The organism is Neptuniibacter sp. PT8_73 (assembly GCF_047778045.1).
Lineage (GTDB): Bacteria > Pseudomonadota > Gammaproteobacteria > Pseudomonadales > Balneatricaceae > Neptuniibacter.
On the sequence record NZ_CP180545.1, the window covers coordinates 1,797,629 to 1,820,602 of the forward strand.

Below are 22,974 nucleotides of genomic sequence, written 5' to 3' on the forward strand. Positions count from 1 at the left end.
GATTGATGAAAAAATTGTTATTGGCGTTTTCTGCTGCTGCAGTTATTCATTCAGCTTCTGCGGCACCGCTTTCTTATGATTTAAAACCGCAAAAAATTGCTGATAGCACTTGGTTATTGAAGGGGAAGTTGGAAGACTTCTCTAAGAGTAACGGCGGCAATATTGTCAATACTGGCTTTATCGTTACAGAAGATGGGGTTGTGGTTATCGATACTGGTCCTTCTCTTCGCTATGGTCAGGCTTTAAAGGCGGCAATAAAAAGTGTTACGGATAAACCTATCAAGGTTGTTTTTAATACTCATCACCATCCGGATCACTTTTTGGGGAATCAAGCTTTTGCAGGCGTAGAGATACTTTCTCTCCCTGGTACGCAGCAGGGAATTGAGCTTCACGGAAATGCTTTTGCTGAAAATATGTACCGACTAGTAGGAGATTGGATGCGGTCGACTGAGGCAGTCCCGCCAGGCAAGGCGCTTGATGTTCAATTAATGGAGCTTGGCTCACATAGGCTGCATTTGCTTCCATTTACGGGGCATACCGGTTCGGATTTGGTTGTGCTGGATGAGAAAACTGGTGTTGTGTTTGCTTCGGATATGGTTTTCTATCAGCGAGCTTTAACAACACCGCATACACCTGGTCTTCATCAATGGAAAAAAGAGATTCAGAAATTAAGGGATCTTGATTATAAAATTATGGTGCCAGGTCATGGGCCTGTTGTTAAAGATGCTAGGGCTTTAGATCAAATGCTTGCCTATCTGGATTGGTTGGATCAGGTTTTAGAGCAGGCAGCAGAAGATGGATTAAGCATGACAGAAGTGATTAAACTGCCAATTCCCGAAGATTTTGATGGTGTTTCATTAAGTAAGCGGGAATTTGCCAGAACTGTTGCGCACCTTTATCCAAAGTACGAAGAGCGGGCTTTTTGAGTCTGCTCTTTGTTGTAAATAGAAAAACTCAAAATTAATCATCTTTGCTTTGGTTTATTCCTTTCTTTGGCTAGTTAAACGGTAATTCCTGTCTATACTCTTGTTTGTACTATGACTAATGGGCTATTGAATGGCTGCGTAAGCTGCTGAATTTACTTAAAAATAGCGGTATTACTACCAAGGGACTAGAAAAGTACTTCTGCTGTTTAATTGTTGAATTTGCTGTAAAACAAAACAATTGCCTTCATGATTCGGGAAAATTTCCCGGCTCTCTTCTCAACGCCAAAAAAAAAATATCCGTAGAGGAAGCGTACAATGAAAAAATTCGCACTGTCTGCTCTAGTTGCAGCGATGTCTGTGGCAGGCACAGCACAGGCTGGTGTTACTGATAAAGATATCGTTAACGACCAGATGACTGTTGAAGATGTTGTAACAAATGGTATGGGCCCACGTGGTCAGCGTTACAGCCCAATGACAAAAATCAACACTAAAACTGTTAAAGACATGCGTCCAGTATGGGCGTTCTCTTTCGGTGGTGAGAAACAGCGTGGTCAGGAATCACAGCCTGTAGTTAAAGACGGTGTGATGTACGTTACAGCTTCTTACTCTCGTGTATTCGCTGTTGATGCAAACACTGGTGAAGAGCTTTGGGAATACAATGCACGTCTTCCTGATGGCATCATGCCTTGCTGTGACGTAATCAACCGTGGTGTTGCTCTATACGACGACCTAGTTATCTTCGGTACTCTAGACGCTAAGCTAGTGGCTCTAAATGCTAAAACTGGTAAGGTTGTTTGGAAGAAGAAAGTAGAAGACTACAAAGCTGGTTACTCAATCACTGCAGCTCCTCTAATTGCTAAAGGTAAAGTAATTACTGGTGTATCTGGTGGTGAATTCGGTATCGTTGGTAAAGTAGAAGCTTACGATGCTAAGACTGGTGAACTTGCTTGGACTCGTCCAACAGTTGAAGGTCACATGGGTTACATCTGGAAAGATGGCAAGAAAATGGAAAACGGTATTTCCGGTGGTGAAGCAGGCAAAACATGGCCTGGCGATCTTTGGAAATCTGGTGGTGCTGCAACTTGGTTAGGCGGTACTTACGATCCTGAAGTTGATCTACTATTCTTCGGTACTGGTAACCCAGCGCCATGGAACTCTCACCTACGTCCTGGTGACAACCTATTCTCATCTTCTCGTCTAGCTATCGATCCAGATACTGGTAAGATCGCATGGCACTTCCAGACTACTCCACACGATGGTTGGGATTACGATGGTGTAAACGAGTTGATCTCTTTCGACTACAAAGCTAACGGCAAAACTGTAAAAGCGGCAGCTACAGCTGACCGTAACGGTTTCATGTACGTTCTTAATCGTCAGAATGGTGACTTTATCCGTGGTTTCCCATTCGTAGATAAGATTTCTTGGGCTAAAGGTCTAGACGCTAAAACTGGTCGTCCGATCTATGACGATGCTAACCGTCCAGGTAACCCAGCTGACTCTAAAGATGGTAAGAAAGGCACGTCTGTTCTAGCTATCCCATCTTTCCTAGGTGGTAAAAACTGGATGCCTATGGCATACAGCCAAGACACCGAGTTGTTCTACGTTCCATCTAACGAATGGGCGATGGACATCTGGAATGAGCCAACTGCATACAAAAAAGGTGCAGCTTACCTAGGTGCTGGCTTCACAATCAAGCCAATGAACGACGAGTACATCGGTGTTCTACGTGCGATGGATCCAAAAACTGGTAAAGAAGTATGGCGTCACAAGAACTACGCTCCACTATGGGGTGGTGTTCTAGCGACTAAAGGTAATCTAGTATTCTTCGGTACTCCTGAAGGTTACCTAAAAGGTCTAAACGCTAAGACTGGTAAAGTTGAATACGAATTCAACACTGGTTCTGGTATCGTAGGTTCTCCAATCACTTGGGAACAGAACGGCGAGCAGTACCTATCAATCGTATCCGGTTGGGGTGGTGCAGTACCTCTATGGGGTGGTGAAGTAGCTAAACGTGTTAAGCACCTAAACCAGGGTGGCACAGTTTGGACATTCAAACTACCTAAGTAAGTTTTTAACTTACAACTGAGTGATATTTCGATATCACTCAGCCTGTCCCAGCAAAAAAGCCAGCATTCGCTGGCTTTTTTTGTGCTTCAAATAAAGCGCGGTCAGATCAAATCAACGATGCTGTTGAATGCAATTACTACGCGATCCTTCTGGCCGAAATAGGGTAGAGCTGAATGCTTTAGGTAGGAGGGGAAGATGACAATCTGACCTTCTACAGGTTGGAAGTCCCAGAAGCCTTGTTCGCTAAGATAGGCTGTACCTGCATCACCGAAATGATCGGCATTGTTGCGAGGATCATAAAAGCGATTGATGCCGTTGCGAGTGCCTAGTTCACACTCACCGACATCTAAATAATAGATACCGCACCATGAGCAGTTTGGGTGTGAGTGGATATCATGGTAACCACCATCCTTAGTGACATGGAACCAGGATTCAATGATGGTTGCATCTCCCTCAGCGCCTTCAGGCCAGTATGGTATGTTCACCTGTGCAGCTATGGCTGAGAGTAGCTCCTCAAGCATGCGTCTAAGCTCAATGATTACCGGTTCCTCAGATTCAAGAAAGCAGAGCTTGCTCTCAAATAGCTGATGCTTTGCGCTTACGGCTACTTCGCTGGCAACGGCTTTAGTTTGATTGTGAAGCTTTTGGTAGTTGTAGATGTAATTGAGAAGATCTTCTTTTAAGAACTCGTGATCAGGGTTTGTCGTAACAAACAGTGGAGAGGTCCAAGTGTTGATGGATTCAATTTCTGGGCTTTCTGAATACATGATCCGATTCCAAATTAAGAGATCGGATCATTTTAATCTTGTGGTTATTATTTGGCTATGTAAGAAGTGCGCTCATTTGTCCTGCATCAGTTGATCGTTTTTGGGATCAGGTGTGCCTACCCAGCTAACTTCCAATTCATATGATATAGATCGCGCTAAACCGTCGAGATCAGGGAAAAGGGTCGCGCTACTGATATTCATTCGATAAAGCGCTTCCATTGCCTCTTTTCTGATTTCAGGGCTAAGGACAATTTTAGCCAGAAGCGGCTGATCGTATTCGTAGTTATTTAAGAGCTCTTCCACTGAAACATCGATTCTGCCAGGCAGCATAAAAGTACCTGCCTGGGCGACGATTCTTCGATCCATCGACCATGGTTCGCCAGGCCATACGATCGGATAGTTATTTGAAAGGTAATATTTACCAAGACTGTCAGTCGTACGAGGATCAATTGCATCTCGTGTGAGCTCGGGTAAGCCTGGTGGTGTTGCTTTATGCCATAGAGCAGGAGTGTTGACTGCATAAACGGCAGCAGGCGTTGTACAGGATTGTAGGGCGAAATAGCTGGCGACGTAGGGTGACTTGGTAAAGTCTAAAAGCCGAGTTGGTGCGCCGTGGTGTTGCATAAGGGCTAGGCAACGAAAATCATCTTTAAGTGCGCTGGTATCATTTAAGAAATAGTGAGCTTTACGTTTAAATACACGAATGGCCCTGCTTTCTCGTTCATGCCATTTGCTTTGGGGTACAAACTGTTTGAGGCGTCTAGTGAGAGAACTCTCAAGGCTCCATTCCGCGTCCCGTTGTCCACGAAATGCCCAGCCACGTAGTTCTTCTGACTCAACTAAAGCAAGAAATTCTTGCCAAGTAGATACTTGGTATAACTTCGTCATAGTTCCAGCCTCGTAATTTATTCGCCTTGAAAATTCCTTATAGCATAAGACTATAGCTAATTGATGTTTATTTATATGGGGTGTGAGCCTTAAAAATAAGATGTGTATCCAAGAATTATCTTTGTTAATCAGCGGCTTAGTGCTCGATCTTATCCGTGGTCTAAGCTCAATCTCTAAAAGCCCGTAGGGGTGGGGCCTCGATAACTAGTACTAAATAATTAATTTTTCAATGCCAAGGGATGATACCTGTAATTCTTGCTGGATAGCTAATATTGGTTGGTAAAGTAAATTAACTGTCAGTAGAGACGGCAGTAAGATAAATATAAAGAGGCACTTAGAAGATGATTTACGCTAAGCCGGGTACAGAAGGTTCAGTTGTTTCCTTTAAAGAACGTTATGGCAACTTCATTAACGGTGAGTGGGTAGCTCCTGTTAAAGGTGAATACTTCACCAATAACTCGCCTGTAACTGGTGAACCAATTTGTGAAATTCCACGTTCCACTGCTGAAGATATTGAATTGGCATTGGACGCTGCTCACGCTGCACAAGAGTCTTGGGGCAAAACTTCTCCAATCGAACGTCAGAACGTTCTACTGAAGTGTGCTGAGCTAATCGACGCTAACCTTGAGCGTTTGGCTGTATCTGAAACTTGGGACAACGGTAAAGCAGTTCGTGAAACTCTAGCTGCAGACGTTCCTCTAATGGCAGATCACTTCCGTTACTTCGCTGGCTGCATCCGTGCACAAGAAGGTTCTATCGGTGAGATCGACGAAACAACTGTTGCTTACCACTTCCACGAGCCACTAGGTGTAGTTGGTCAGATCATCCCTTGGAACTTCCCGCTACTAATGGCTGCATGGAAAATTGCTCCAGCACTAGCAGCAGGTAACTCTATCGTACTGAAGCCAGCTGAAGCGACTCCAGTATCTATCCTTATTCTTCTTGAGTGCATCCAGGAAGCTCTACCAGCAGGCGTACTGAACGTTGTAAACGGTTTCGGTGGCGAAGCAGGTCAGGCTCTAGCATCTAGCACACGTATCGCTAAGATCGCATTCACTGGTTCTACTCCAGTTGGTTCTCACATCATGAAATGTGCTGCAGAGAACATCATCCCATCTACTACAGAGCTAGGTGGTAAGTCTCCAAATATCTACTTCAATGACGTTATGGCTCAGGACGATGAGTTCGTAAGCAAAGCTGTTGAAGGTGCGGTACTAGCATTCTTCAACCAGGGTGAAGTATGTACTTGTCCTTCTCGTCTTCTAGTTCAAGAAGATATTGCTGACGAGTTCCTAGCTAAAGTTGTTGAGCGTATGGGTCAGATCAAACGTGGTAACCCACTAGATACTGAAACAATGGTTGGTGCTCAGGCTTCTCAAGAGCAGTTCGACAAGATCCTAGGTTACATCGACATCGGTCGTGACGAAGGTGCTGAAGTACTAGCAGGCGGCGGTATCGAAAAACTAGACGGTGATTTCGGTAGCGGTTACTACATCAAGCCAACTCTTCTAAAAGGTACAAACGACATGCGCGTTTTCCAAGAAGAGATCTTCGGCCCAGTAGTTTCTGTAACTACATTTAAAGACGAAGCAGAAGCACTAGCTATCGCTAACGACACTGAGTTCGGTCTAGGTGCAGGCGTATGGTCACGTGACACTAACGTTGCATACCGCATGGGTCGTGGCATCGAAGCTGGTCGTGTATGGATGAACTGCTACCACCTATACCCAGCACACGCTGCGTTCGGCGGTTACAAGAAGTCTGGTGTAGGTCGTGAAACTCACAAGATGATTCTTGAGCACTACCAGCAAACTAAGAACATGTTGGTTAGCTACAGCGAAAGTCCTCTAGGCTTCTTCTAATCGGAAGTCCGCGAGAGCTGGTATCTGAACATTACTAGCTCTCAAGCAAGCTATTTTATGTAGCTTCTTGCGTTTATTGCGGCCCCTTTGAGGGCCGCTTTTTTATGTCTTGGTCCTGCCTAGACTTAGGGTGCTAGTACAATTGGTACTTTAGGTCTGTCTCATTTCCCGAAATCCCTGATATTAATTTTTAGATGTTAAGCTTGTTTAACACTCTGATTTAAAGGGAGGTTTTCGTGCGTAATACTTTATCTATCCTTATTTTAAGTTTTGTCTCTGTGAGTGCTTTTGCCTCTGTAAAAGACTATCAAGTCAAGCGGCTCATAATGATGAAGTCTGATTGTGTCGAACACAGCTTAGCGCGCAATGAAACCGAAAGCGGTGGGCTATTGTTTGTTGCGCAATGCAAAAACCTTAGTCATTACCCTGATGGTGTAAAAGTCCTGTGTGACGATCCAGAGGATGAGCGGAGTTGTAAGCTTCAAACTAAAGCTAAGTCTTATGATCATATTCGCTTACTGCAATCGAATTAGGATTTCTTATTATGTTTGTTAAGAACCGCTCTATATTAGCTCTTATATCCACTGGGTTTCTGGCAGCATCTTTACCTGTATCTGCTGATATTAATGCTGCGTTTGAACAATGCAGAGCTATAGTGCAGCCTGAAAGGCGTTTGGAGTGTTACGACAATTTATACTTGAAGGCCTTGAGTGCGAGTAAGCCTAATTTTGCAGGTAAGCGTACAGCTAAAACGGAGATGTTTAAGGTCTCTGAACCTACTCAATTAAGGTTTCAGAGTGATGGTGCCATCTTTGTATTAGCGTTACATGATAGCGAAGATGATATCGTTCAAAACCTCCACATAGGTGGAGGTGGTGAAGATACTTACTTGATCGAAGAGGCCGGCGAATATTATCTGCGTGTTAATGGATCTACTACATGGCGCATCTGGTTAGAGAAACCATAGTTCCCATTCAGTACCTTATAAACCTTTGCTATTGCCGCCAATACGATAGATTAGTAGGTCTTCATCGTCTAAAACCTTGAAGGCCGCTGTCGTAGCTGCGTTATAGGGAATCTGATATTCATGATCAGAAAGCTTTTCGGCTTTATAAACCTGTTCTGGAGGGTTTAGCATCAATTCGACAAACTGTTCTGTTGACCATGTGTATGTTTTGACGGGTAGGCCATATGCTTTGGCGACTGTGAGCTCGTCGGATGAGCTACCAATTAGATCAAGGTAATAGCACTCTGTAACATGGCACATCAGTCCCATTCTTGTATCTATCAAATAGCTATCTGAGGGTAAGGTTCTTGGGATGCTATAGCAACCACCTAAGGCAATTAAACAAAGGCCCGTGATTATCTTTTTCATTAGCCTGTCTCTTTCTGTTCTATCTTGTTGTATCTATTTTACGTATTGTTGAAGAGTTTGGACCCTTTCGGTATAGATAAGCTTAGATAAATTATAGATCGTGTAATATTTGTAGATGTTAGAAACGTAGTGTACCGTTTCTCGCCCAATAATCCTGCCTGCTGCGATCTCAACATTTCCAAACCACACGTTTGGATCTAATCCCATTTTAGTTGTTAGTTTCTGCATTTTGCGTAGATTGCCAGGGCCAGCGTTATAGGCGGCTAAGCTTAAGAGAAAGCGATTGATAGGTGTTATCTCTTCAGAGGGTAAATAGTGTCGAGATAAGAAATCCATATACTTTGCACCCGCATGTATATTGTTATCTACCTTGTGTATCTCTTTGATATTCACATTTGGATCAGCTGCAGTTGAAGGCAGTAACTGCATTACTCCGACTGCACCTTTATGGCTTTTTGTGTCCTGTTTGAGTTGGGATTCCTGATAAGCCTGTGCTGCTAATGCAAGAGGGTCTAATTGGTACTTTTCTGCATATTTTTCAAAATGAGGTAACAGGTGTATTAAGCGGTCGCGTTCCAAATCCAGTAGGGGATTTGTTATTCGTTTAGTTGAACCTAGGTAGCGTTTGATTAAGATATTGCCGAGAAGAGAGCCTTTCTGAACGTTCGAATGGATGAATTCATTCAGACTGTCCTGCAGAAGTGGTGTCTGTTTACGGACTCCCCAGCCCAGAGTGTTTTTTTTGCTTAAACTAATTTGTTCAACTATCTCTAAGTTGGTTAGGGCGTTAAGCCAGAGTCTGGCTTTGTAATCATCAATGATGGTGTAGTTATAAATACCCGCATTTACGATCTCTAAAATATCCTCGCTAAGTAAGGTGCTATCAGCCTCAATTATATGGATGGAATTTTCTTTAAATACGGCTTGTTTATTTAATCGATGCAGGTGCTCTGCGTAGCTGCTTCCTTTCAGAACGAGAATAGTCTTTCCTGCAAGGTCTTCTAATGAATCAATTTTTGGTGCGGTTTTGTGCCTGATAATAACTTCGGATACTTCTGAATATTTACTCTTTGTGAAATCTATCAGTTTTTTTCTTTCATCAGTCGCTGTTAGTAGCGCTGCGCTGATGTCGCCTTTGCCTTCGACAAGAGAGGGGATTAGTTGATCGAAGGTAACCGGAATATAGACAATCTTTGTTTTGTCTATCTCTTTCTTTATCCCTTTATTTAGATGGTTTTCGTAGTTTTGTAGCAGTTCGGCCTGTAGCCCTTTGATCTTGCCGTTATGAATGAAAAAGTCGGTCTTACTATATGTGACTAAGGCTCTGATTAGCTTCCGCTCTTTCATTTCATCAAGATCGCCCCAGAAAGGCTCCAGTTTGTCTGTAGAAAGGATGCCTTCGGGAATCAGCTCTGTTGCTGCTGATGCCTCAGGGGGAGTAATAGAATTTTCAGGATGGGTTATGGTTTGATTAGAGGAAAGGCTTTTATTTTCGGAGCTGTCACAGCCAGTGATTAGGTATGAGCATGTGAGCAGGGAGCTGAAGAGAAGTATTTGTTTGATCAATGCTTTTGCCTCACAAGTCAATTACCTTGCCGGGGTTCATAATATTGTTGGGATCCAAAGCCCGCTTAACAAGCTTCATGCTGTTTATGGCGGTTTCATGCTCATCCAGCAGATATTGTTTTTTGCCAAAGCCAATTCCGTGTTCACCGGTACAGGTACCGCCTAGTGCTAGGGCGTTATTGACGATCTTTTCTGCCAGCGTTTTAGCTGCTTGCTGTTGGTTGTAATTTTCTGGATCGAAAACAATTAGGACGTGGTAGTTGCCGTCACCAACATGGCCAACGATTGGGCAGGGTAAGTTGCTTAACTCAGCATCTGCTTCAGCTTGTAAGATGCTTCTAGCTAGAGCTGAAATAGGAACGCATACATCGGTTGTTAGCACTTTACCGTTAGGGATAATCTGATGAGCCGCATTGTAAGCATTGTGTCGTGCTTGCCAAAGGCGGTTTCGATCTTCGGTGTTTTCAGCCCAGATAAATTCACTGCCGCCAAATTCATTGCAGATATCTTTTAGGAGTGTAATGTCTTCTTCGATCTTAGTGGTAGAGCCGTGAAACTCAATAAATAAGGTAGGTGCAGCAGCAAGTTCGCGTAGCTGAGAAAACTCAATGCAAGCTTCCATTTGAGCTTTGTTAAGCAATTCTATTCTGGCAAGGGGAATAGATAACTGCATGGCATTGATAACCGTATCAGTAGCATCAGCGACAGTTTTAAAACTACACACGGCTGAGCGAATCACTTCGGGAATAGGGTGAAGGCGAAGTTGAATCTCTGTGATAACGCCTAAGGTGCCTTCGGAGCCTACTAGCAATTGCGTTAAGTTGTAACCAGCTGAACTTTTGCGGCTACGTGTGCCTGTTTTTATAATTTCGCCTTCAGGTGTAACCACAGTTAAACCGATAACGGCATCTAGCATGGTGCCATAACGTACGGCATTAGTGCCTGAGGCTTGTGTTGCAGCCATACCGCCAATACTAGCATTGGCACCTGGATCAACTGGGAAAAATAAGCCGTCATAGCGTAAGGCTAGATTGAGCGCTTCCCTAGTTACACCTGCTTGAACGCGACAATCCATATCCGCGGCATTGATTTCTATTACCTGATCCATTTCTGATAGATCGATTGATATGCCACCGTTGACGGCGAGTAGATGGCCTTCAACAGAAGAGCCAGCGCCAAAGGGAATGATTGGGATCTTATATTGATTGCAGAGTTTGACGACCTGAGCGACTTCTTCATTGCTGAAAGGGTAGACAACCGCGTCGGGCGCGATACAGCCATAGCTATCTTCGCCTTGACCATGCTGTTCACATACAGGTTTAGATAGGTCTATTCGATCACTAAATGTAGTGGCTAATTCAGTGATAACTTTCTTTAGATCAGCTTGAGAATAACGTTTATGCGCACGCATAGGTCATCAGCTCGTATTTTTATTGTTGTAACTACATTAAAGCAATAAATTATCAATAAGAACAAGCTATTAGGATGATAAGTATCTAGGCATGCATAACACATATAGAGTTGGGCTTTCCTTTGCCCGGCAGCTCGTGTCCGTGAACGCTGCCTATTATTGCGTGCGATTGTTAAATTAGCGTGACAAGGTTAGTTTTTTTAACTCTTCGATAATCAGCGATCTAATGAAGGCAGTAAATTCTTCAGGTTGCTGTGTACGATCAACAAGGTCAATAAGACTGGTTGCGACCTCAGGTTTAAAGCGACGATCATTTCCGGCTAGTTGGTAAAAGCGATTAACCCAATGAGTGCCATTTTCGGCGTCTACATCTACCATCAACATCGCTTGGGCAAGCACTCCTTGTCTGATATTTATTTTGTTAGGCGGAGACAACATGATTTTTTGTGCTGTGCCAGTAATCTTGAGCCCGCCTACATTGAGATTGTAACGGCCATCACAATAAGAGCCTTCTGTGCTGCCATATTCTGCATTGAGCCCGATCTGGGATAATGCACGTTTAATGGGTTCACATAAGGCGATATAGACCATATCTAAATCGAAAGCTTGATCCGTACGCTGCGGAAAAATTATGGCCAGGTTGATAATGCCTTGTTGCAGAGGAACTGCGGTACCGCCACTATCACGGACGATAACGGGCCAATGCTCTTGTTCGAGTTGTTGGCAGGCTTGATCAAAGTTTGGGAATCGAGTTTCCTTCCTAGTGGCAACTAGGCATTGGGTTGTTTCCCAAACGCGTGCAGTTGCTCCCCGTTTAGTTTGTGCGACCTCTTTTAATAAGGCGAAATCTTGTTCAAGAGCTTGTATAGGGTTGCAGCAGATTGGCTCATCGATGATTCGCCATCTTTTTTGTTGGATGAAAATATCTGTAAAACTGGTTTCAGGCATTAAAGCTCCGAATAAAAAATTAGGGGTTGTTCATGCATTTGATGATGCTATGATCGCCCTCAAATTTATAGCACGCTGAAGAATCTAAATGAACAAAACAATTCCAGCAGCCAATGTAGATAACTTGAGCACTTGGGTAAAGTATAAGAGTAGTCACTGCGATTCTTGCAGAGGCACTTGTTGTAGCTTGCCGGTAGAGGTTCGCTTTAGTGATTTAGTAAGAATGGGCGTAGTGGATGAGTTTGAGGCAGGTGAGCCTGCGAAGCGTTTAGCTAAGCGTTTGATGAAAGAGGGTGTGGTAGGGCACTTTAATCATAAATCAGAGATTTACACCCTATCGCGCTATGCTAATGATGATTGTATCTATCTAGATCAAAAAACGAGACTGTGTACTATCTATCTGCAACGTCCTGATACATGTAGAAATCACCCTAAGGTGGGTCCTAAGCCGGGTTTCTGTGCTTATCAGCCAAAATAGATCAGAATATGAATCGACCAATCCTATATTCATTTCGTCGTTGCCCCTATGCCATTCGAGGGCGCTTAGCCATTGCGCAATCTGGTGCTGAAGTAGAGCTCAGAGAGATCGTGCTTCGAGATAAACCCGAACATATGCTGGAAATCTCACCTAAAGGCACGGTGCCTGTATTATTGCTTCCTGATGGTACAGTGATTGATGAAAGTTTGGATATCATGTATTGGGCTTTGGCCCAGAATGATAGTGACGATTGGCTTGAAGCGGATCGTAACCAGGTTGATCAATTAATCCAGGAAAATGATAATGAGTTTAAAGGCTGGTTAGATAAGTATAAATACTCTGATCGGCACCCAAAGCACTCGCAGACCTATTACCGTAACAAATGTGAGTTATGGTTGGTTCAACTAGAAGAGCTCTTAAATCAGAATAGAGGAACTCTACTAGCTGGTGGGAAATCGTTAGCTGATTATGCGCTTTTACCATTCATTAGACAGTTCGCGCATGTAGATCTTGATTGGTTTAATGCTTCAGATTATCCGCATGTGCAAAGTTGGTTATTAGATTTTAAAGAATCAGATCTCTTTCTTAGTGTTATGAAGAAATATAAACCATGGAAAGAATCGCAAGAGTTAATCGTGTTTCCAGAATAGATACCTTACGAGATGGACAAGGATGCTATGACCCTAAGTTATAAACGAAAAAACAAACTAAAGCCTACGACCGCTGAAGAAAAAGCTGAAAATCTTGGTCAGGCGGTATCGACATTATGCGACCCTGACAATAAAGCATGGTGTGAAGTGTGTAAGGACCTATTACTGCAAGATAAGCTAGTTGACGGGGAGTGTGCCTTTCGTAAACAAAGTACGGAAAATTAACCTCAATTGTATGCATTAAGTAAAAGGGGAGCCAAATGGCTCCCCTTGTAGTTTTTACTGTTTCTCTTTAATGAGGTGCTTTAGCTCTTCGATCTGCTTAGAAAGGTCTTCGATGGTTAAATCGCCATCTGCCAATGCTTTCTCTTTGGCTTCTTCTGCGTGCTCATTTTCCATAACATTTACAACGATACCGATAACCATGTTTAGGAAGGCAAATGTAGTTAGGAAGATGAAGGTTAAGTAGAAAATCCAACTAAATGAATACACAGCCATGGTTTCATACATGACATCCGTCCAATCTTCGAATGTCATCACCCTAAATAGCGTGAGCATCGAGATTGAGATGTCTCCCCAAAGTGTCGGGTTGATATGGGCAAAGAATGAAGCACCGATTGCTGCATAGATATAGAAGATGATGAACATCAACAGGATAACGTAACCAAGTTGCGGCAGCGCCTTAATGAGAGAGTTAAGGAGCAAGCGTAGCTCTGGCACCATAGATACCATTCGTAATACACGGAAGATACGGATCAGTCGACCGATCAGTGCCATTTCACTGTCTTGGATCGGAATTAAGCTAACGACGACGATGATTGTGTCAAAGACGTTCCAAGGGTTCTTGAAGAAGTTCTTCTTATCCGGTTCACCGATAAAGCGTACCGTTATCTCAACTAGGAAGAATAGAGTGATGCCTGTATCAAGCCAGCTTATAAGCGTTAATACATGATCAGGAATATCGTAGGTCTTTGCGCCAATAACCAAGGCAGAAAAGATAATGACTGCCACAACAAAAAATTCAAATATGCGATTGTTGCGGAGTTTAAAGAATTTGTCCTGAAGGGTTAGCGTGCTCATGGTGACCTAAACTCGAGTAAATAATTCAGCGTGAACTTTACTGTTGTTTGGCAAGGTTGAATAGATCTTTTAGTGAAAAAAATGTCGTTCTTTTGTAACTCATTAGGTCATGCTATCAGCATCATATTTATCAGGCAGTTGGATTATAAAAACAGTCCTGAAGGAGCGTTTTTAATTCAATTACCATGTGAAATACTTGCGAAAATTTTCAGTATTACACCTTAAAAAAGGAGTTAGGTGATGAGAAAGGTTGAGCAAGGATTATGGTCATTGAGATGGATTATGCTTTTGACCGTTTTTTCTGTAATGGCTGGTGCATTGTTGCTGGTGGGCTTTGTGATATATGACTTTGTTCACTTAGCGCAAGTAGCGTTCTCTGAAGGAATTGGTTTGAATGCGCGGACTGAGCTACTAATGATCCTTATAGAAATCATTGATCAGGCTTTGATGGCCGGCGTGATGTTGATGTTTGGTTTTGGTATCTACGAAATCTTTATCAGTAAGATGAATGTTGAGGGGGGGAGTAGTCAACGGCCGAAGTTGCTGGTTATTGAGAGTATTGATCAGCTCAAAGGTAAATTGGGCGCTATGGTCATCATGATGTTGATTGTTAAGTTTCTATCTTTAAGTACAGAGATGGAAATATCAGAACCGTCAGATCTTCTTATGTATGCAGCATCAGTGGCTTTACTCGGTTTAGCTTTGTTCTTAACTAATGCCAAAATGAAAGACAAGCAAGCTAAATAGAACACATTCACCAAGGCTAGGGGTTTTGTCCTAGCCTTGAGTATTCTCTGCAGTTTTAGGCGTTAGCACGTCCTGCTTTTTGCGTCGTTGCACGAGCACACCTTCCACACTAAATATCGCCAAAGCAATCCAGATCATTACAAACGTAATGAGCCGATTTTGGTCCATAGGTTCGTTGTAATAAAACACAGCAATAAGAAATGCGATGCTTGGCCCGATGTATTGGAGTAGGCCAACCATTGTAAGACTTAATCTTCTTGCGCCTGCGGCAAACGCTATCAAAGGCAAGCTAGTAACCAGCCCAGCAGCTAGCAGTAACATTTGTATATCTGTAGAGCCGTTAAGCAGTACAAAATTACTTTGTGAACTAAGCCAAAGCATATAAACCAAGGCCATTGGAAACAGCCATAGAGTCTCAACTAATAGGCCTGTAATTGAGTCTATCGGGATCTTCTTTCTTAAGACACTATAGATAGAAAAGCTGGTCGCTAGCGTCAGAGCTACCCAGGGTAATTCACCAATTAAAATGATTTGGTAAATCACTGCTACAGCGGCAATGGCAACCGCGATCATTTGTAAGAAACGAAGTCTTTCCGAAAATATAAAGAATCCAAAAACTATATTTATCAATGGGTTAATAAAATAACCTAGGGTTGTTTCAACAATCCTTTGTTCGGAGACCGCCCATATAAATACTAGCCAATTAATAGAAATAACTAATGCTGATAGGCCGAGGCTGAGCAAGATTTTAGGGGAGTTTCTAAGCGTAGTAAGCTCACTCAGCTTACCTTTAAGTAAGAGGAAAAGCCCCAGAAAAAGTACAGACCAAACAACTCGATGTGCTAAGACTTCGAATGCAGGTACGTCATCAACTGCTTTAAAATAAACCGGTACAAGCCCCCACATAACAAAAGCGGCGACGGCATAATAGATACCTTTTTGGTGCTCATTGGCACTCAGATTTTGCATATCAGATTACTATTTTGGTCTTTGGATGTTAGGGAGTGATACGTCTCTAAACAGAAAACGTTGCTGAAAACTATCACTGGTTAAAGAGACTAATCGGGTTAGCAAGCTGATGAGTAGAATGCTGAAAATCAGCCTAGCCCAAAGAATTCCAGAAAGGTCAGCCCCCATAGTCATGATGAGTAAGGTGTCTTCGATTAGACTGTGGCACAGACTAAGTAAGCAAAGCGCTGAAAAGCAGTCTCTAGGGCTAACATTGCCACTTTCTGCTTCACGGATAAGCAAACCGCCGCCAAACGACAAGCCTAGAGTCACACCGACGATCGCAAGAGATGTGGCTTTCTTGCTGATGCCCATAAACCTTAAAAAAGGTTGTAGCAGCCAAATCATTAAGCGTTCTATGTGTAGCCAGCGGAGCAGCTTTAGAAGTGTGAGCAGTGCTGTGACTATCACCACGATCATAGCAAGGCTTTGTAGTTGGGTGAGTATCCAGTTAATCAGGCTTGGATCAGTAGCTTCAGGTTGCCACAACAGTTCGACAGGTGCGTTAAGCCAGTCACCTGCTGAATAGGTCAGATTAAGCAGAGCACCTAAAATAAGTGCGCCAACAAAGCGTAAAAGAAAGGCAAATATAAGGCGCATACCAGCTTTCTGAGTGATTCGTAATTCTAGCGGTAGGCCATGAGCGACAAGGAGCATCGTGCCGAGAACTGTAACTTGGGCAACACTGAGATTCTCTTGAGGCGCTGTTTGAAAGAAAATAACTAAGCCTGCGTAGATATTGGTCAACATGGTGGTCGCCCAGACGATGCCCATGGACTCGGGTAAGCCTACAAATAGCATTAATGGTTCTAACGCAGCGCTGATGTAAGGAATTGCGCCAATCTCTTCCAGGATCTTTACAGCAATGATGATAGGTATGGTTAGCTTGAATAGTAGTAAGCAGACGGCATAGATCTCACGGCCAAGATCGGGCAGTGTTATGTTTAAAAGATCATGTGTACTGACTGGCTTAATCATCATCGGAATACTTCAGTAGATTGAATTAGCTATTTTAATTAAGCTTGTGAAAATAAAATTAGAAAAATTATCTTAGAAATTAATATAAATTTTGTTTTTGCGAATTTTTTCTAATTTAATTACAAAAAAATCTTAATGAGTGGAATCTAATGGATGTTCAATTAGATCGTATCGATCGTCATATCCTTAAATGTCTGCAGGTGGATAATCGAATAAGTAACCAAGCGCTGGCTGAGGAGGTAGGCTTGTCGCCACCTGCGTGCTTGCGACGGGTTAAACAGTTACGTGAGCAGGGCATCATTATGGCCGATGTGGCCATAGTGAACCCGAGGGCTTTAGGTAAGGTGCTGAATATTATCGTAGAGGTTGAGATGATCCGAGACTCTATCGATGTTCATGACATGTTTATGCGCAAAATGCAGGACGCCACAGAGGTTACTCAGTGTTACCAAGTGACGGGTGATATCGATTTTGTATTGGTCATTATGGTGCCGGATATGGAAGCATACGAGGCGTTTGCTCGTCGTGATTTAGCCAGTGATCCAAATCTTAGAAAATTTCGTTCGTTAATCTCATTGCGTAGAAACAAGTTCACAACAGAAGTAGATGTAGATCATCTTTAAGTGCTTACAGAAGAGAGTATTTAACTAGAGTTAGAGCAGACACAAAAAAGCCGGCTTGGATAAGCCGGCAAAAGAAGCACGTTTGTCAGGGTATGTACAAACGTTATGGTGAAGATAGTGATGTGCCTTTTATTAAGGGTTGTACAGCTAAATAAAAGGCACCGGGTAAGAGATATTACAACCAGGAATTAACTATCCTGTTTGCCTTTAACCTCTTCGTACCATAGATCGTGATGTTGTTTAGCCCAGGTTTCATCAACGTAACCTGTCTTCATGCCTTCCAGTGCACCTTCAGTACCTACCGTACCGATATAGATGTGACCAAAAGAACCAACAATCAGAATCAAAGAACCAGCAGCATGTAGTAAATTGGCAATCTGCATAGTTTCACGAACTTGACCGAAGTTTTGGAAATCCAAAACCAGGCCACTACCGCAAACAACAATACCAACGATTGTTAGAAGCCAGAACCAAACTTTTTCACCGCCATTCATGTATCCAGCACTAGGGTGCGCATTACCAATAATGCCGCCACCTTTTAGGAACCAGATTAGATCTGTACGGTTAAAGAAGTTATGTTTGATCCAGCGAACAATCATAAACAATAGGCCAATAACAAAGATCGGACCTAAGTAGTTATGCGCTAGCTTGCAAAGCATAATGTAGCTTGCCCACAACGAATCACCCATGGCCGCTCTTAAGAAGAACTTCCCGTAAAGGATGCTCAAACCAGAGATCGCTAAGATGATAAACAGGATAGCCACAGTCCAATGGTTTGCTCGATCTAATCGTTTCCAGCGCTCAATAAGCTGACCAGAACGAGGGTGATCAAGTTTTTTCTGACCAACGATTAGGTAGAAAATTGCAAGGACAGCAAGGGTGCCGCCAATAGCGTAAGCACCTGCAGGTGTAACCCATTGGTTACGCCAGTGGCGCCATTCTTCACCTTTCACATTGATCAATTGACCTGCTTCTCGTGCTTGAACTTGAGTGCGACCTTCTTCAGCTTCCTTCACTACTTGCCAATAGTCAGCGCCAGCAAAGCCAGCAACTTTGGCATCTGAAGGTACTGCTTGAGCAAAGCCTGAAAAAAGCAGCGCAATCAGCAAAACAATTCGAGATGGCAAAATAAAGCGGAGCATAATGTCCCCTCTAGTCAATGTGCCGGGAGCAAGCTCCCGGCAACCTGTTGGGTTTATCAGACTTTCTGAGTTGCGTCGTAAGACAGATCTTCTTCTGTCATAGACCAAGCACCGTCGTTGTGACCACGGTAGATCACACGCTCACGGAAGATGTCAGAAACGTCGTTGGCATCACCAGCAAGTAGGGCTTTTGTAGAGCACATCTCTGCACATAGTGGCAGTTTACCCTCAGCAATACGGTTAGCACCGTACTTCGCTTTCTCTTCAGGGCTGTTGTCCTCTTCTGGGCCGCCTGCACAGAATGTACATTTGTCCATCTTGCCACGCTCACCGAAAGCAGCGTCGCTAGGGAACTGTGGTGCGCCAAATGGGCAAGCGTATAAGCAGTAACCACAACCAATACATAGGTCTTTGTTATGCAATACGATGCCGTCGTCTGTCTGATAGAAACAGTCAGTAGGGCAGACCGCCATACATGGAGCATCAGAACAATGCATGCATGCTACGGAGATCGAAGTTTCACCCGGCTCACCATCGTTGATAGTTACAACGCGGCGACGGTTGATACCCCATTCCACTTCATTTGCGTTTTTACATGCTGTAACACAGCCGTTGCATTCGATACAACGCTTGGAGTCACAGAGGAATTTCATTCTAGCCATTGTCTGTTACTCCTTACGCAGTAGCTTTCTGAACGCGACACAAGGTAACCTTAGTTTCCTGCATCTGTGTAACTGGGTCATAACCGTAAGTGGTAGCAGTGTTAGCTGCTTCACCTACTACATAAGGTGCTGCACCTTCTGGGTACTTATCAGTTAGATCTTTACCCTGGAACTTACCACCGAAGTGGAACGGCATGAATGCAACGCCTTGTTCTACACGGCGTGTAACAAGTGCTTTAACAAGAACTTTACCGCCTTCAGCGCCTTCTACCCATACATCTTCGCCATCTTTAAAGCCAAGAGTATTTGCATCAGCCGGGTGTACTTCAACAAACATGTCTTGTTGTAGTTCAGCAAGCCATGGATTAGAACGCGTCTCTTCACCACCACCTTCATACTCAACCAGACGACCGGAAGTAAGAATGATTGGGTACTCTTTAGAAAGATCTTTGTCCTGAATAGACTTGTACATAGTCGGTAGACGGTACATGGACTCAGAGTCATCCCAAGTTGGGTACTTGCTTACTAGGTCACGACGAGTCGTGTATAGCGGTTCACGGTGTAGAGGTACTTTGTCTGGGAATGTCCAAACAACTGCACGTGCTTTCGCGTTACCGAATGGAGAACAGCCGTGAGCGATAGCAACACGTTGGATACCACCAGAAAGGTCGGTCTTCCAGTTTTTGCCTTCAGCCAGTTTCTTCTCTTCAGCAGTTAGGTCATCCCACCAGCCAAGCTTCTTAAGAAGTTTGTCAGTGAATTCTGGGTAACCATCTTTAATTTCAGAACCTTTACCGAAAGAGCCTTCAGCAAGTAGGTTAACGCCGTCACGTTCAACACCGAAGCGAGCACGGAAGGTCAAACCACCTTCAGCTACAGATTTGCTTGTATCGTAAAGGATTGGTGTGCCAGGGTGGCCCTGCTCAGCAGTACCCCAACATGGCCATGGCATACCGTAGTATTCGCCATTCGCTGGACCGCCTTCGCCTGCAAGAGTGTCATAGTTAAACGTGTGCCAGTTTTTCTGGTGTAGTTTAAGACGCTCAGGGCTCTGACCTGTGTAACCGATAGTCCACATACCTTTGTTGAATTCACGTGTGATGTCTTCAACTACAGGCTGGCCGTTTTGGATAGCGATGTTTTTGAACAGTTGCTTCTCGAAACCAAACTTCTTAGCGAACAAGTACATGATTTCGTGGTCAGGTTTAGATTCGAATAGAGGTTCGATAACCTGGTCACGCCACTGTAGAGAACGGTTTGAAGCTGTAACAGAACCGTAAGTCTCGAACTGAGTACATGCAGGGATCAGGTAAACGCCATCTTTACGATCAGACATTACCGCAGCATGAGTTGGGTAAGGATCAACGATTACTAGGGTATCTAGTTTTTCGATCGCTTTTTTCATTTCTGGACCACGAGTCTGGGAGTTCACAGCGTGACCCCAAGCAACCATAACGCGAACGTTATCGTTCTGATCCATCAAGTTTTTATCTTCTAGAACACCGTCAATCCAACGAGAAACTGGAATACCTTTGTTGTTCATAGGTTTCAGTTTACGGTGAACTTTCTGGTCGAAGCGGCTTTGCATCCACTCGAAATCTACGTCCCAAACTTTTGACCAGTGCTTCCAAGCACCATCAGAAAGACCATAGTAACCAGGTAGGGTGTGAGATAGTACGCCAAGGTCAGTAGCACCTTGTACGTTATCGTGGCCACGGAAGATGTTAGTACCGCCACCAGATGTACCCATGTTACCTAGGGCAAGCATCAAGATGCAGTAAGCACGAGTATTGTTGTTACCCGTAGTATGCTGAGTACCACCCATACACCAGATAACAGTACCTGGACGGTTTTCAGCTAGCTCTTTAGCTGCGCGGCGCATTTGTGCTTCTTTAACACCAGTAACACTTTCAACTTCTTCTGGTGTCCAGTTTTTCACTTCTGCACGAACTTCGTCCATGCCGTATACGCGCTGTTGGATAAACTGCTTGTCTTCCCAACCGTTCTCAAAGATGTGCCACAGTAGGCCCCAGATGAACGCAACGTCAGAGCCTGGGCGAATGCGGATGTATTCGTTCGCATGAGCTGCAGTACGAGTGAAACGAGGGTCAACACAGATGATGTGTGCCTTGTTGCGCTCTTTAGCACGGAAGATGTGCTGTAGAGAAACAGGGTGAGCTTCAGCTGGGTTAGAACCAATTAGCAAAATGGATTTTGCGAAGTGGATATCGTTGAATGAGTTTGTCATCGCACCGTAACCCCAAGTGTTTGCTACACCGGCTACAGTTGTTGAGTGACAGATACGCGCCTGGTGGTCTACGTTGTTAGTACCCCACATCGCTGCGTATTTACGGAATAAGTAAGCTTGTTCGTTGCTGAATTTAGCCGAACCCAACCAGTAGACTGAATCTGGGCCAGATTCTTTACGAACCTGTAGCATTTTGTCACCAACTTCGTTGATAGCGTCTTCCCAGGAGATTTTCTTCCATTTGCCATCAACAAGCTTCATTGGGTATTTCAAACGACGGTCACCGTGACCGTGCTCACGTAGGGCAGCACCTTTAGCGCAGTGTGCACCTGCGTTGAATGGGTGGTCGAATGCTGGCTCTTGACCAGTCCAAACACCGTTTTGTACTTCAGCATAAACACCGCAACCTACAGAGCAGTGTGAACAGATAGTACGTTTTACTTCTGTAGGTGCACCTGGAGCTACAGTTGCAGCTTCAGCCTGCTTCATCATGCCTGGTGCCATGATGCCTGCAGTCGCAACACCACCCGCTGCTACACCTGAATTCTTCAGGAAGCGACGGCGGCTCAAACCTAGACCGGTTGCCTTCGACGGAGCCGCAGGCTGATCGGATTTTTTCGTTAGTCTCATTTCCTCACCTCTTGCGGCTATCAGTTACGACAAGTTTCGTAAAAGTTACGAACGTGCTCAGTTTCTTTGTAACCGGAACCTTCCTGTTTCTCACCTGATTCAGCAGTAGTAACTTTTGCTTGCGCAGTGCCCGCTACGGCAACTGCACCAGCGGCAGTACCCGCTAATCCAAGTTTCTTCAAGAAGCCGCGGCGGCCTGTGTTAGGCTTTTCTTGCTGGCTCATTTTGTTTCTCCGCATCAACGTCGACAGATTTTGTCTGTCTTTGCCCTGTTTTTATTGTTTTCCGCCCTCACGTGCGGCAGGTGATAACTGCAGGTACCAGTTATCTTCCTGTTGCATAAACGCATGACCTAACAAGCCAACCGCAGTATAAAAAACGGCAGTTTTTGCGCTCTGCAAATCTGTAAAAAACTTTTCTGCCCAGGTTTGGATATGTTTCTGCCAAAACTGGTGTTGTACTTCATAACCACGACCTGTGCGGATCAGCATGCTCATCACTTCACATAGCGCCGCAATGTGGTCTTCTGGTTCTTTCACGTTTTCTTGGCGTTCAAAACCAAGAATTTCGAGATCTTCACGTAGGAAAGCTAGTGGCTTTTCCATTAGGGAGCCGGTTAAGTACCAGCACGCAAATGGCATTAACTCACCACGTCCTACACCGATAAAAAGTTGGGTGTATTCATCTTCTAATTGAGATGGCTCAGAGTGCTTCGCAGCAAGAGCAAGAGTGCTCCATGCACGAGCCATAGGTGTATCTTCATCTTGATCCGATTCAAGCTCTTTTAACCAGGCAAGTAGGTCAGCTTCAGGTTGCTTACGAAGCATAGTGGCTAGTAGTGCGTAAATATCTGCACGAAGCTCATCTGTTTCTTGTAGAGCAGGGGCTGCATTGATCATGTTAGTCATTTCCTGCTCC

Annotated in this window: 24 protein-coding genes; 10 read left to right on the forward strand and 14 right to left on the reverse strand. The window is 44.0% G+C overall.

Features of this window, described 5'->3' with window-relative positions:
- Nucleotides 1-5 precede the first annotated feature (5 nt).
- The gene (locus ACMXYN_RS08040; RefSeq protein ID WP_415894299.1) at nucleotides 6-926 is read left to right on the forward strand and encodes a quinoprotein relay system zinc metallohydrolase 1; all 921 of its coding nucleotides are present in this window, start codon (nucleotides 6-8) and stop codon (nucleotides 924-926) included.
- A 315-nt stretch (nucleotides 927-1,241) separates the two neighbouring features.
- Nucleotides 1,242-2,993, forward strand: a complete 1,752-nt coding sequence (locus ACMXYN_RS08045; protein WP_415894300.1) for a PQQ-dependent methanol/ethanol family dehydrogenase — start codon at nucleotides 1,242-1,244, stop codon at nucleotides 2,991-2,993.
- Nucleotides 2,994-3,094: 101 nt separating this feature from the next.
- On the opposite strand, the gene ACMXYN_RS08050 is transcribed toward ACMXYN_RS08045, so the two are convergent.
- A complete protein-coding gene (locus ACMXYN_RS08050; RefSeq protein ID WP_415894301.1) occupies nucleotides 3,095-3,760 on the reverse strand; it encodes a putative 2OG-Fe(II) oxygenase in 666 nt (221 codons plus the stop codon).
- A gap of 72 nt (nucleotides 3,761-3,832) precedes the next feature.
- The gene (locus tag ACMXYN_RS08055) at nucleotides 3,833-4,648 is read right to left on the reverse strand and encodes an FRG domain-containing protein (RefSeq protein WP_415881356.1); all 816 of its coding nucleotides are present in this window, start codon (nucleotides 4,646-4,648) and stop codon (nucleotides 3,833-3,835) included.
- Between the two features lie 341 nt (nucleotides 4,649-4,989).
- Between ACMXYN_RS08055 and ACMXYN_RS08060 the strand changes: the two genes are divergently transcribed.
- From ACMXYN_RS08060 to ACMXYN_RS08070, 3 genes are all read left to right on the forward strand, one after another.
- Nucleotides 4,990-6,510 carry an aldehyde dehydrogenase family protein gene (locus tag ACMXYN_RS08060; RefSeq protein WP_415894302.1) on the forward strand — a complete coding sequence of 507 codons (1,521 nt, stop codon included), beginning with the start codon at nucleotides 4,990-4,992 and terminating at the stop codon, nucleotides 6,508-6,510.
- 236 nt (nucleotides 6,511-6,746) lie between these two features.
- Complete coding sequence (locus ACMXYN_RS08065; RefSeq protein WP_415894303.1) at nucleotides 6,747-7,043, forward strand: hypothetical protein; 297 nt, start codon at nucleotides 6,747-6,749, stop codon at nucleotides 7,041-7,043.
- Between the two features lie 11 nt (nucleotides 7,044-7,054).
- Nucleotides 7,055-7,477 (forward strand): hypothetical protein, encoded by a 423-nt coding sequence (locus ACMXYN_RS08070; RefSeq protein WP_415894304.1) that lies wholly within the window; start codon nucleotides 7,055-7,057, stop codon nucleotides 7,475-7,477.
- Nucleotides 7,478-7,492: 15 nt separating this feature from the next.
- Here the strand turns inward: ACMXYN_RS08070 and ACMXYN_RS08075 are convergent, their stop codons facing one another.
- The 4 genes from ACMXYN_RS08075 to ACMXYN_RS08090 all read right to left on the reverse strand — a co-directional run bounded on the left by ACMXYN_RS08075 (nucleotide 7,493) and on the right by ACMXYN_RS08090 (nucleotide 11,810).
- The gene (locus ACMXYN_RS08075) at nucleotides 7,493-7,885 is read right to left on the reverse strand and encodes a hypothetical protein (protein WP_415894305.1); all 393 of its coding nucleotides are present in this window, start codon (nucleotides 7,883-7,885) and stop codon (nucleotides 7,493-7,495) included.
- A gap of 33 nt (nucleotides 7,886-7,918) precedes the next feature.
- The gene (locus ACMXYN_RS08080) at nucleotides 7,919-9,451 is read right to left on the reverse strand and encodes a transglycosylase SLT domain-containing protein (RefSeq protein WP_415894306.1); all 1,533 of its coding nucleotides are present in this window, start codon (nucleotides 9,449-9,451) and stop codon (nucleotides 7,919-7,921) included.
- 10 nt (nucleotides 9,452-9,461) lie between these two features.
- Nucleotides 9,462-10,862 carry an FAD-binding oxidoreductase gene (locus ACMXYN_RS08085; RefSeq protein ID WP_415894307.1) on the reverse strand — a complete coding sequence of 467 codons (1,401 nt, stop codon included), beginning with the start codon at nucleotides 10,860-10,862 and terminating at the stop codon, nucleotides 9,462-9,464.
- Nucleotides 10,863-11,039: 177 nt separating this feature from the next.
- On the reverse strand, nucleotides 11,040-11,810 hold the full coding sequence (locus ACMXYN_RS08090; protein ID WP_415894308.1) for a biotin/lipoate A/B protein ligase family protein: 771 nt from the start codon (nucleotides 11,808-11,810) through the stop codon (nucleotides 11,040-11,042).
- 88 nt (nucleotides 11,811-11,898) lie between these two features.
- Here ACMXYN_RS08090 and ACMXYN_RS08095 point away from each other — a divergent pair, with 88 nt between their 5' ends.
- From ACMXYN_RS08095 to ACMXYN_RS08105, 3 genes are read left to right on the forward strand one after another with little or no spacing between them, the layout of a single operon-like run.
- Nucleotides 11,899-12,288 (forward strand): YkgJ family cysteine cluster protein, encoded by a 390-nt coding sequence (locus ACMXYN_RS08095; RefSeq protein WP_415881348.1) that lies wholly within the window; start codon nucleotides 11,899-11,901, stop codon nucleotides 12,286-12,288.
- 8 nt (nucleotides 12,289-12,296) lie between these two features.
- Nucleotides 12,297-12,938, forward strand: coding sequence for a glutathione S-transferase (locus ACMXYN_RS08100; protein ID WP_415894310.1), 642 nt, complete (start codon nucleotides 12,297-12,299; stop codon nucleotides 12,936-12,938).
- Between the two features lie 27 nt (nucleotides 12,939-12,965).
- The gene (locus ACMXYN_RS08105; RefSeq protein ID WP_415894311.1) at nucleotides 12,966-13,163 is read left to right on the forward strand and encodes a hypothetical protein; all 198 of its coding nucleotides are present in this window, start codon (nucleotides 12,966-12,968) and stop codon (nucleotides 13,161-13,163) included.
- A 54-nt stretch (nucleotides 13,164-13,217) separates the two neighbouring features.
- Here ACMXYN_RS08105 and ACMXYN_RS08110 read toward each other — a convergent pair whose 3' ends face one another.
- Nucleotides 13,218-14,018, reverse strand: coding sequence for an ion transporter (locus tag ACMXYN_RS08110; protein WP_415894312.1), 801 nt, complete (start codon nucleotides 14,016-14,018; stop codon nucleotides 13,218-13,220).
- Between the two features lie 240 nt (nucleotides 14,019-14,258).
- On the opposite strand from ACMXYN_RS08110, the gene ACMXYN_RS08115 reads away from it, so the two are divergent.
- The gene (locus tag ACMXYN_RS08115; RefSeq protein WP_415881344.1) at nucleotides 14,259-14,765 is read left to right on the forward strand and encodes a YqhA family protein; all 507 of its coding nucleotides are present in this window, start codon (nucleotides 14,259-14,261) and stop codon (nucleotides 14,763-14,765) included.
- Between the two features lie 30 nt (nucleotides 14,766-14,795).
- Here the strand turns inward: ACMXYN_RS08115 and rarD are convergent, their stop codons facing one another.
- Together rarD and ACMXYN_RS08125 are read right to left on the reverse strand one after the other, a co-directional pair.
- On the reverse strand, nucleotides 14,796-15,734 hold the full coding sequence (rarD, locus tag ACMXYN_RS08120) for an EamA family transporter RarD (protein WP_415894313.1): 939 nt from the start codon (nucleotides 15,732-15,734) through the stop codon (nucleotides 14,796-14,798).
- A gap of 9 nt (nucleotides 15,735-15,743) precedes the next feature.
- Nucleotides 15,744-16,754: a hypothetical protein gene (locus ACMXYN_RS08125; protein ID WP_415894314.1), complete on the reverse strand. Its 1,011-nt coding sequence runs from the start codon at nucleotides 16,752-16,754 to the stop codon at nucleotides 15,744-15,746.
- A 146-nt stretch (nucleotides 16,755-16,900) separates the two neighbouring features.
- On the opposite strand from ACMXYN_RS08125, the gene ACMXYN_RS08130 reads away from it, so the two are divergent.
- A complete protein-coding gene (locus tag ACMXYN_RS08130; protein WP_415881341.1) occupies nucleotides 16,901-17,374 on the forward strand; it encodes an Lrp/AsnC family transcriptional regulator in 474 nt (157 codons plus the stop codon).
- 188 nt (nucleotides 17,375-17,562) lie between these two features.
- Here ACMXYN_RS08130 and ACMXYN_RS08135 read toward each other — a convergent pair whose 3' ends face one another.
- Genes ACMXYN_RS08135 through ACMXYN_RS08155 form a run of 5 tightly spaced genes read right to left on the reverse strand, consistent with a single transcriptional unit; the run spans nucleotide 17,563 to nucleotide 22,964 of the window.
- Nucleotides 17,563-18,516: a formate dehydrogenase subunit gamma gene (locus tag ACMXYN_RS08135; RefSeq protein ID WP_415881340.1), complete on the reverse strand. Its 954-nt coding sequence runs from the start codon at nucleotides 18,514-18,516 to the stop codon at nucleotides 17,563-17,565.
- A 56-nt stretch (nucleotides 18,517-18,572) separates the two neighbouring features.
- Nucleotides 18,573-19,178 carry a formate dehydrogenase FDH3 subunit beta gene (gene fdh3B, locus ACMXYN_RS08140; protein WP_415881339.1) on the reverse strand — a complete coding sequence of 202 codons (606 nt, stop codon included), beginning with the start codon at nucleotides 19,176-19,178 and terminating at the stop codon, nucleotides 18,573-18,575.
- Between the two features lie 13 nt (nucleotides 19,179-19,191).
- Nucleotides 19,192-22,056: a molybdopterin-dependent oxidoreductase gene (locus tag ACMXYN_RS08145; protein ID WP_415881338.1), complete on the reverse strand. Its 2,865-nt coding sequence runs from the start codon at nucleotides 22,054-22,056 to the stop codon at nucleotides 19,192-19,194.
- A gap of 20 nt (nucleotides 22,057-22,076) precedes the next feature.
- A complete protein-coding gene (locus ACMXYN_RS08150; RefSeq protein WP_415881337.1) occupies nucleotides 22,077-22,280 on the reverse strand; it encodes a hypothetical protein in 204 nt (67 codons plus the stop codon).
- 51 nt (nucleotides 22,281-22,331) lie between these two features.
- Complete coding sequence (locus ACMXYN_RS08155; RefSeq protein WP_415881336.1) at nucleotides 22,332-22,964, reverse strand: TorD/DmsD family molecular chaperone; 633 nt, start codon at nucleotides 22,962-22,964, stop codon at nucleotides 22,332-22,334.
- Nucleotides 22,965-22,974: the final 10 nt, after the last annotated feature.

Coding starts and splice junctions, on each gene's coding strand:
- ACMXYN_RS08055 (WP_415881356.1), bottom strand. CDS start 4,648: ATGACGAAGTTATACCAAGTATCTACTTGGCAAGAATTTCTTGCTTTA.
- ACMXYN_RS08105 (WP_415894311.1), top strand. CDS start 12,966: ATGACCCTAAGTTATAAACGAAAAAACAAACTAAAGCCTACGACCGCT.
- ACMXYN_RS08125 (WP_415894314.1), bottom strand. CDS start 16,754: ATGATGATTAAGCCAGTCAGTACACATGATCTTTTAAACATAACACTG.
- ACMXYN_RS08130 (WP_415881341.1), top strand. CDS start 16,901: ATGGATGTTCAATTAGATCGTATCGATCGTCATATCCTTAAATGTCTG.
- ACMXYN_RS08100 (WP_415894310.1), top strand. CDS start 12,297: ATGAATCGACCAATCCTATATTCATTTCGTCGTTGCCCCTATGCCATT.
- ACMXYN_RS08135 (WP_415881340.1), bottom strand. CDS start 18,516: ATGCTCCGCTTTATTTTGCCATCTCGAATTGTTTTGCTGATTGCGCTG.
- ACMXYN_RS08070 (WP_415894304.1), top strand. CDS start 7,055: ATGTTTGTTAAGAACCGCTCTATATTAGCTCTTATATCCACTGGGTTT.
- ACMXYN_RS08095 (WP_415881348.1), top strand. CDS start 11,899: ATGAACAAAACAATTCCAGCAGCCAATGTAGATAACTTGAGCACTTGG.
- ACMXYN_RS08110 (WP_415894312.1), bottom strand. CDS start 14,018: ATGAGCACGCTAACCCTTCAGGACAAATTCTTTAAACTCCGCAACAAT.
- ACMXYN_RS08115 (WP_415881344.1), top strand. CDS start 14,259: ATGAGAAAGGTTGAGCAAGGATTATGGTCATTGAGATGGATTATGCTT.
- ACMXYN_RS08045 (WP_415894300.1), top strand. CDS start 1,242: ATGAAAAAATTCGCACTGTCTGCTCTAGTTGCAGCGATGTCTGTGGCA.
- ACMXYN_RS08040 (WP_415894299.1), top strand. CDS start 6: ATGAAAAAATTGTTATTGGCGTTTTCTGCTGCTGCAGTTATTCATTCA.
- rarD (WP_415894313.1), bottom strand. CDS start 15,734: ATGCAAAATCTGAGTGCCAATGAGCACCAAAAAGGTATCTATTATGCC.
- ACMXYN_RS08145 (WP_415881338.1), bottom strand. CDS start 22,056: ATGAGACTAACGAAAAAATCCGATCAGCCTGCGGCTCCGTCGAAGGCA.
- ACMXYN_RS08050 (WP_415894301.1), bottom strand. CDS start 3,760: ATGTATTCAGAAAGCCCAGAAATTGAATCCATCAACACTTGGACCTCT.
- ACMXYN_RS08060 (WP_415894302.1), top strand. CDS start 4,990: ATGATTTACGCTAAGCCGGGTACAGAAGGTTCAGTTGTTTCCTTTAAA.
- ACMXYN_RS08085 (WP_415894307.1), bottom strand. CDS start 10,862: ATGCGTGCGCATAAACGTTATTCTCAAGCTGATCTAAAGAAAGTTATC.
- ACMXYN_RS08075 (WP_415894305.1), bottom strand. CDS start 7,885: ATGAAAAAGATAATCACGGGCCTTTGTTTAATTGCCTTAGGTGGTTGC.
- ACMXYN_RS08150 (WP_415881337.1), bottom strand. CDS start 22,280: ATGAGCCAGCAAGAAAAGCCTAACACAGGCCGCCGCGGCTTCTTGAAG.
- ACMXYN_RS08155 (WP_415881336.1), bottom strand. CDS start 22,964: ATGACTAACATGATCAATGCAGCCCCTGCTCTACAAGAAACAGATGAG.
- ACMXYN_RS08090 (WP_415894308.1), bottom strand. CDS start 11,810: ATGCCTGAAACCAGTTTTACAGATATTTTCATCCAACAAAAAAGATGG.
- fdh3B (WP_415881339.1), bottom strand. CDS start 19,178: ATGGCTAGAATGAAATTCCTCTGTGACTCCAAGCGTTGTATCGAATGC.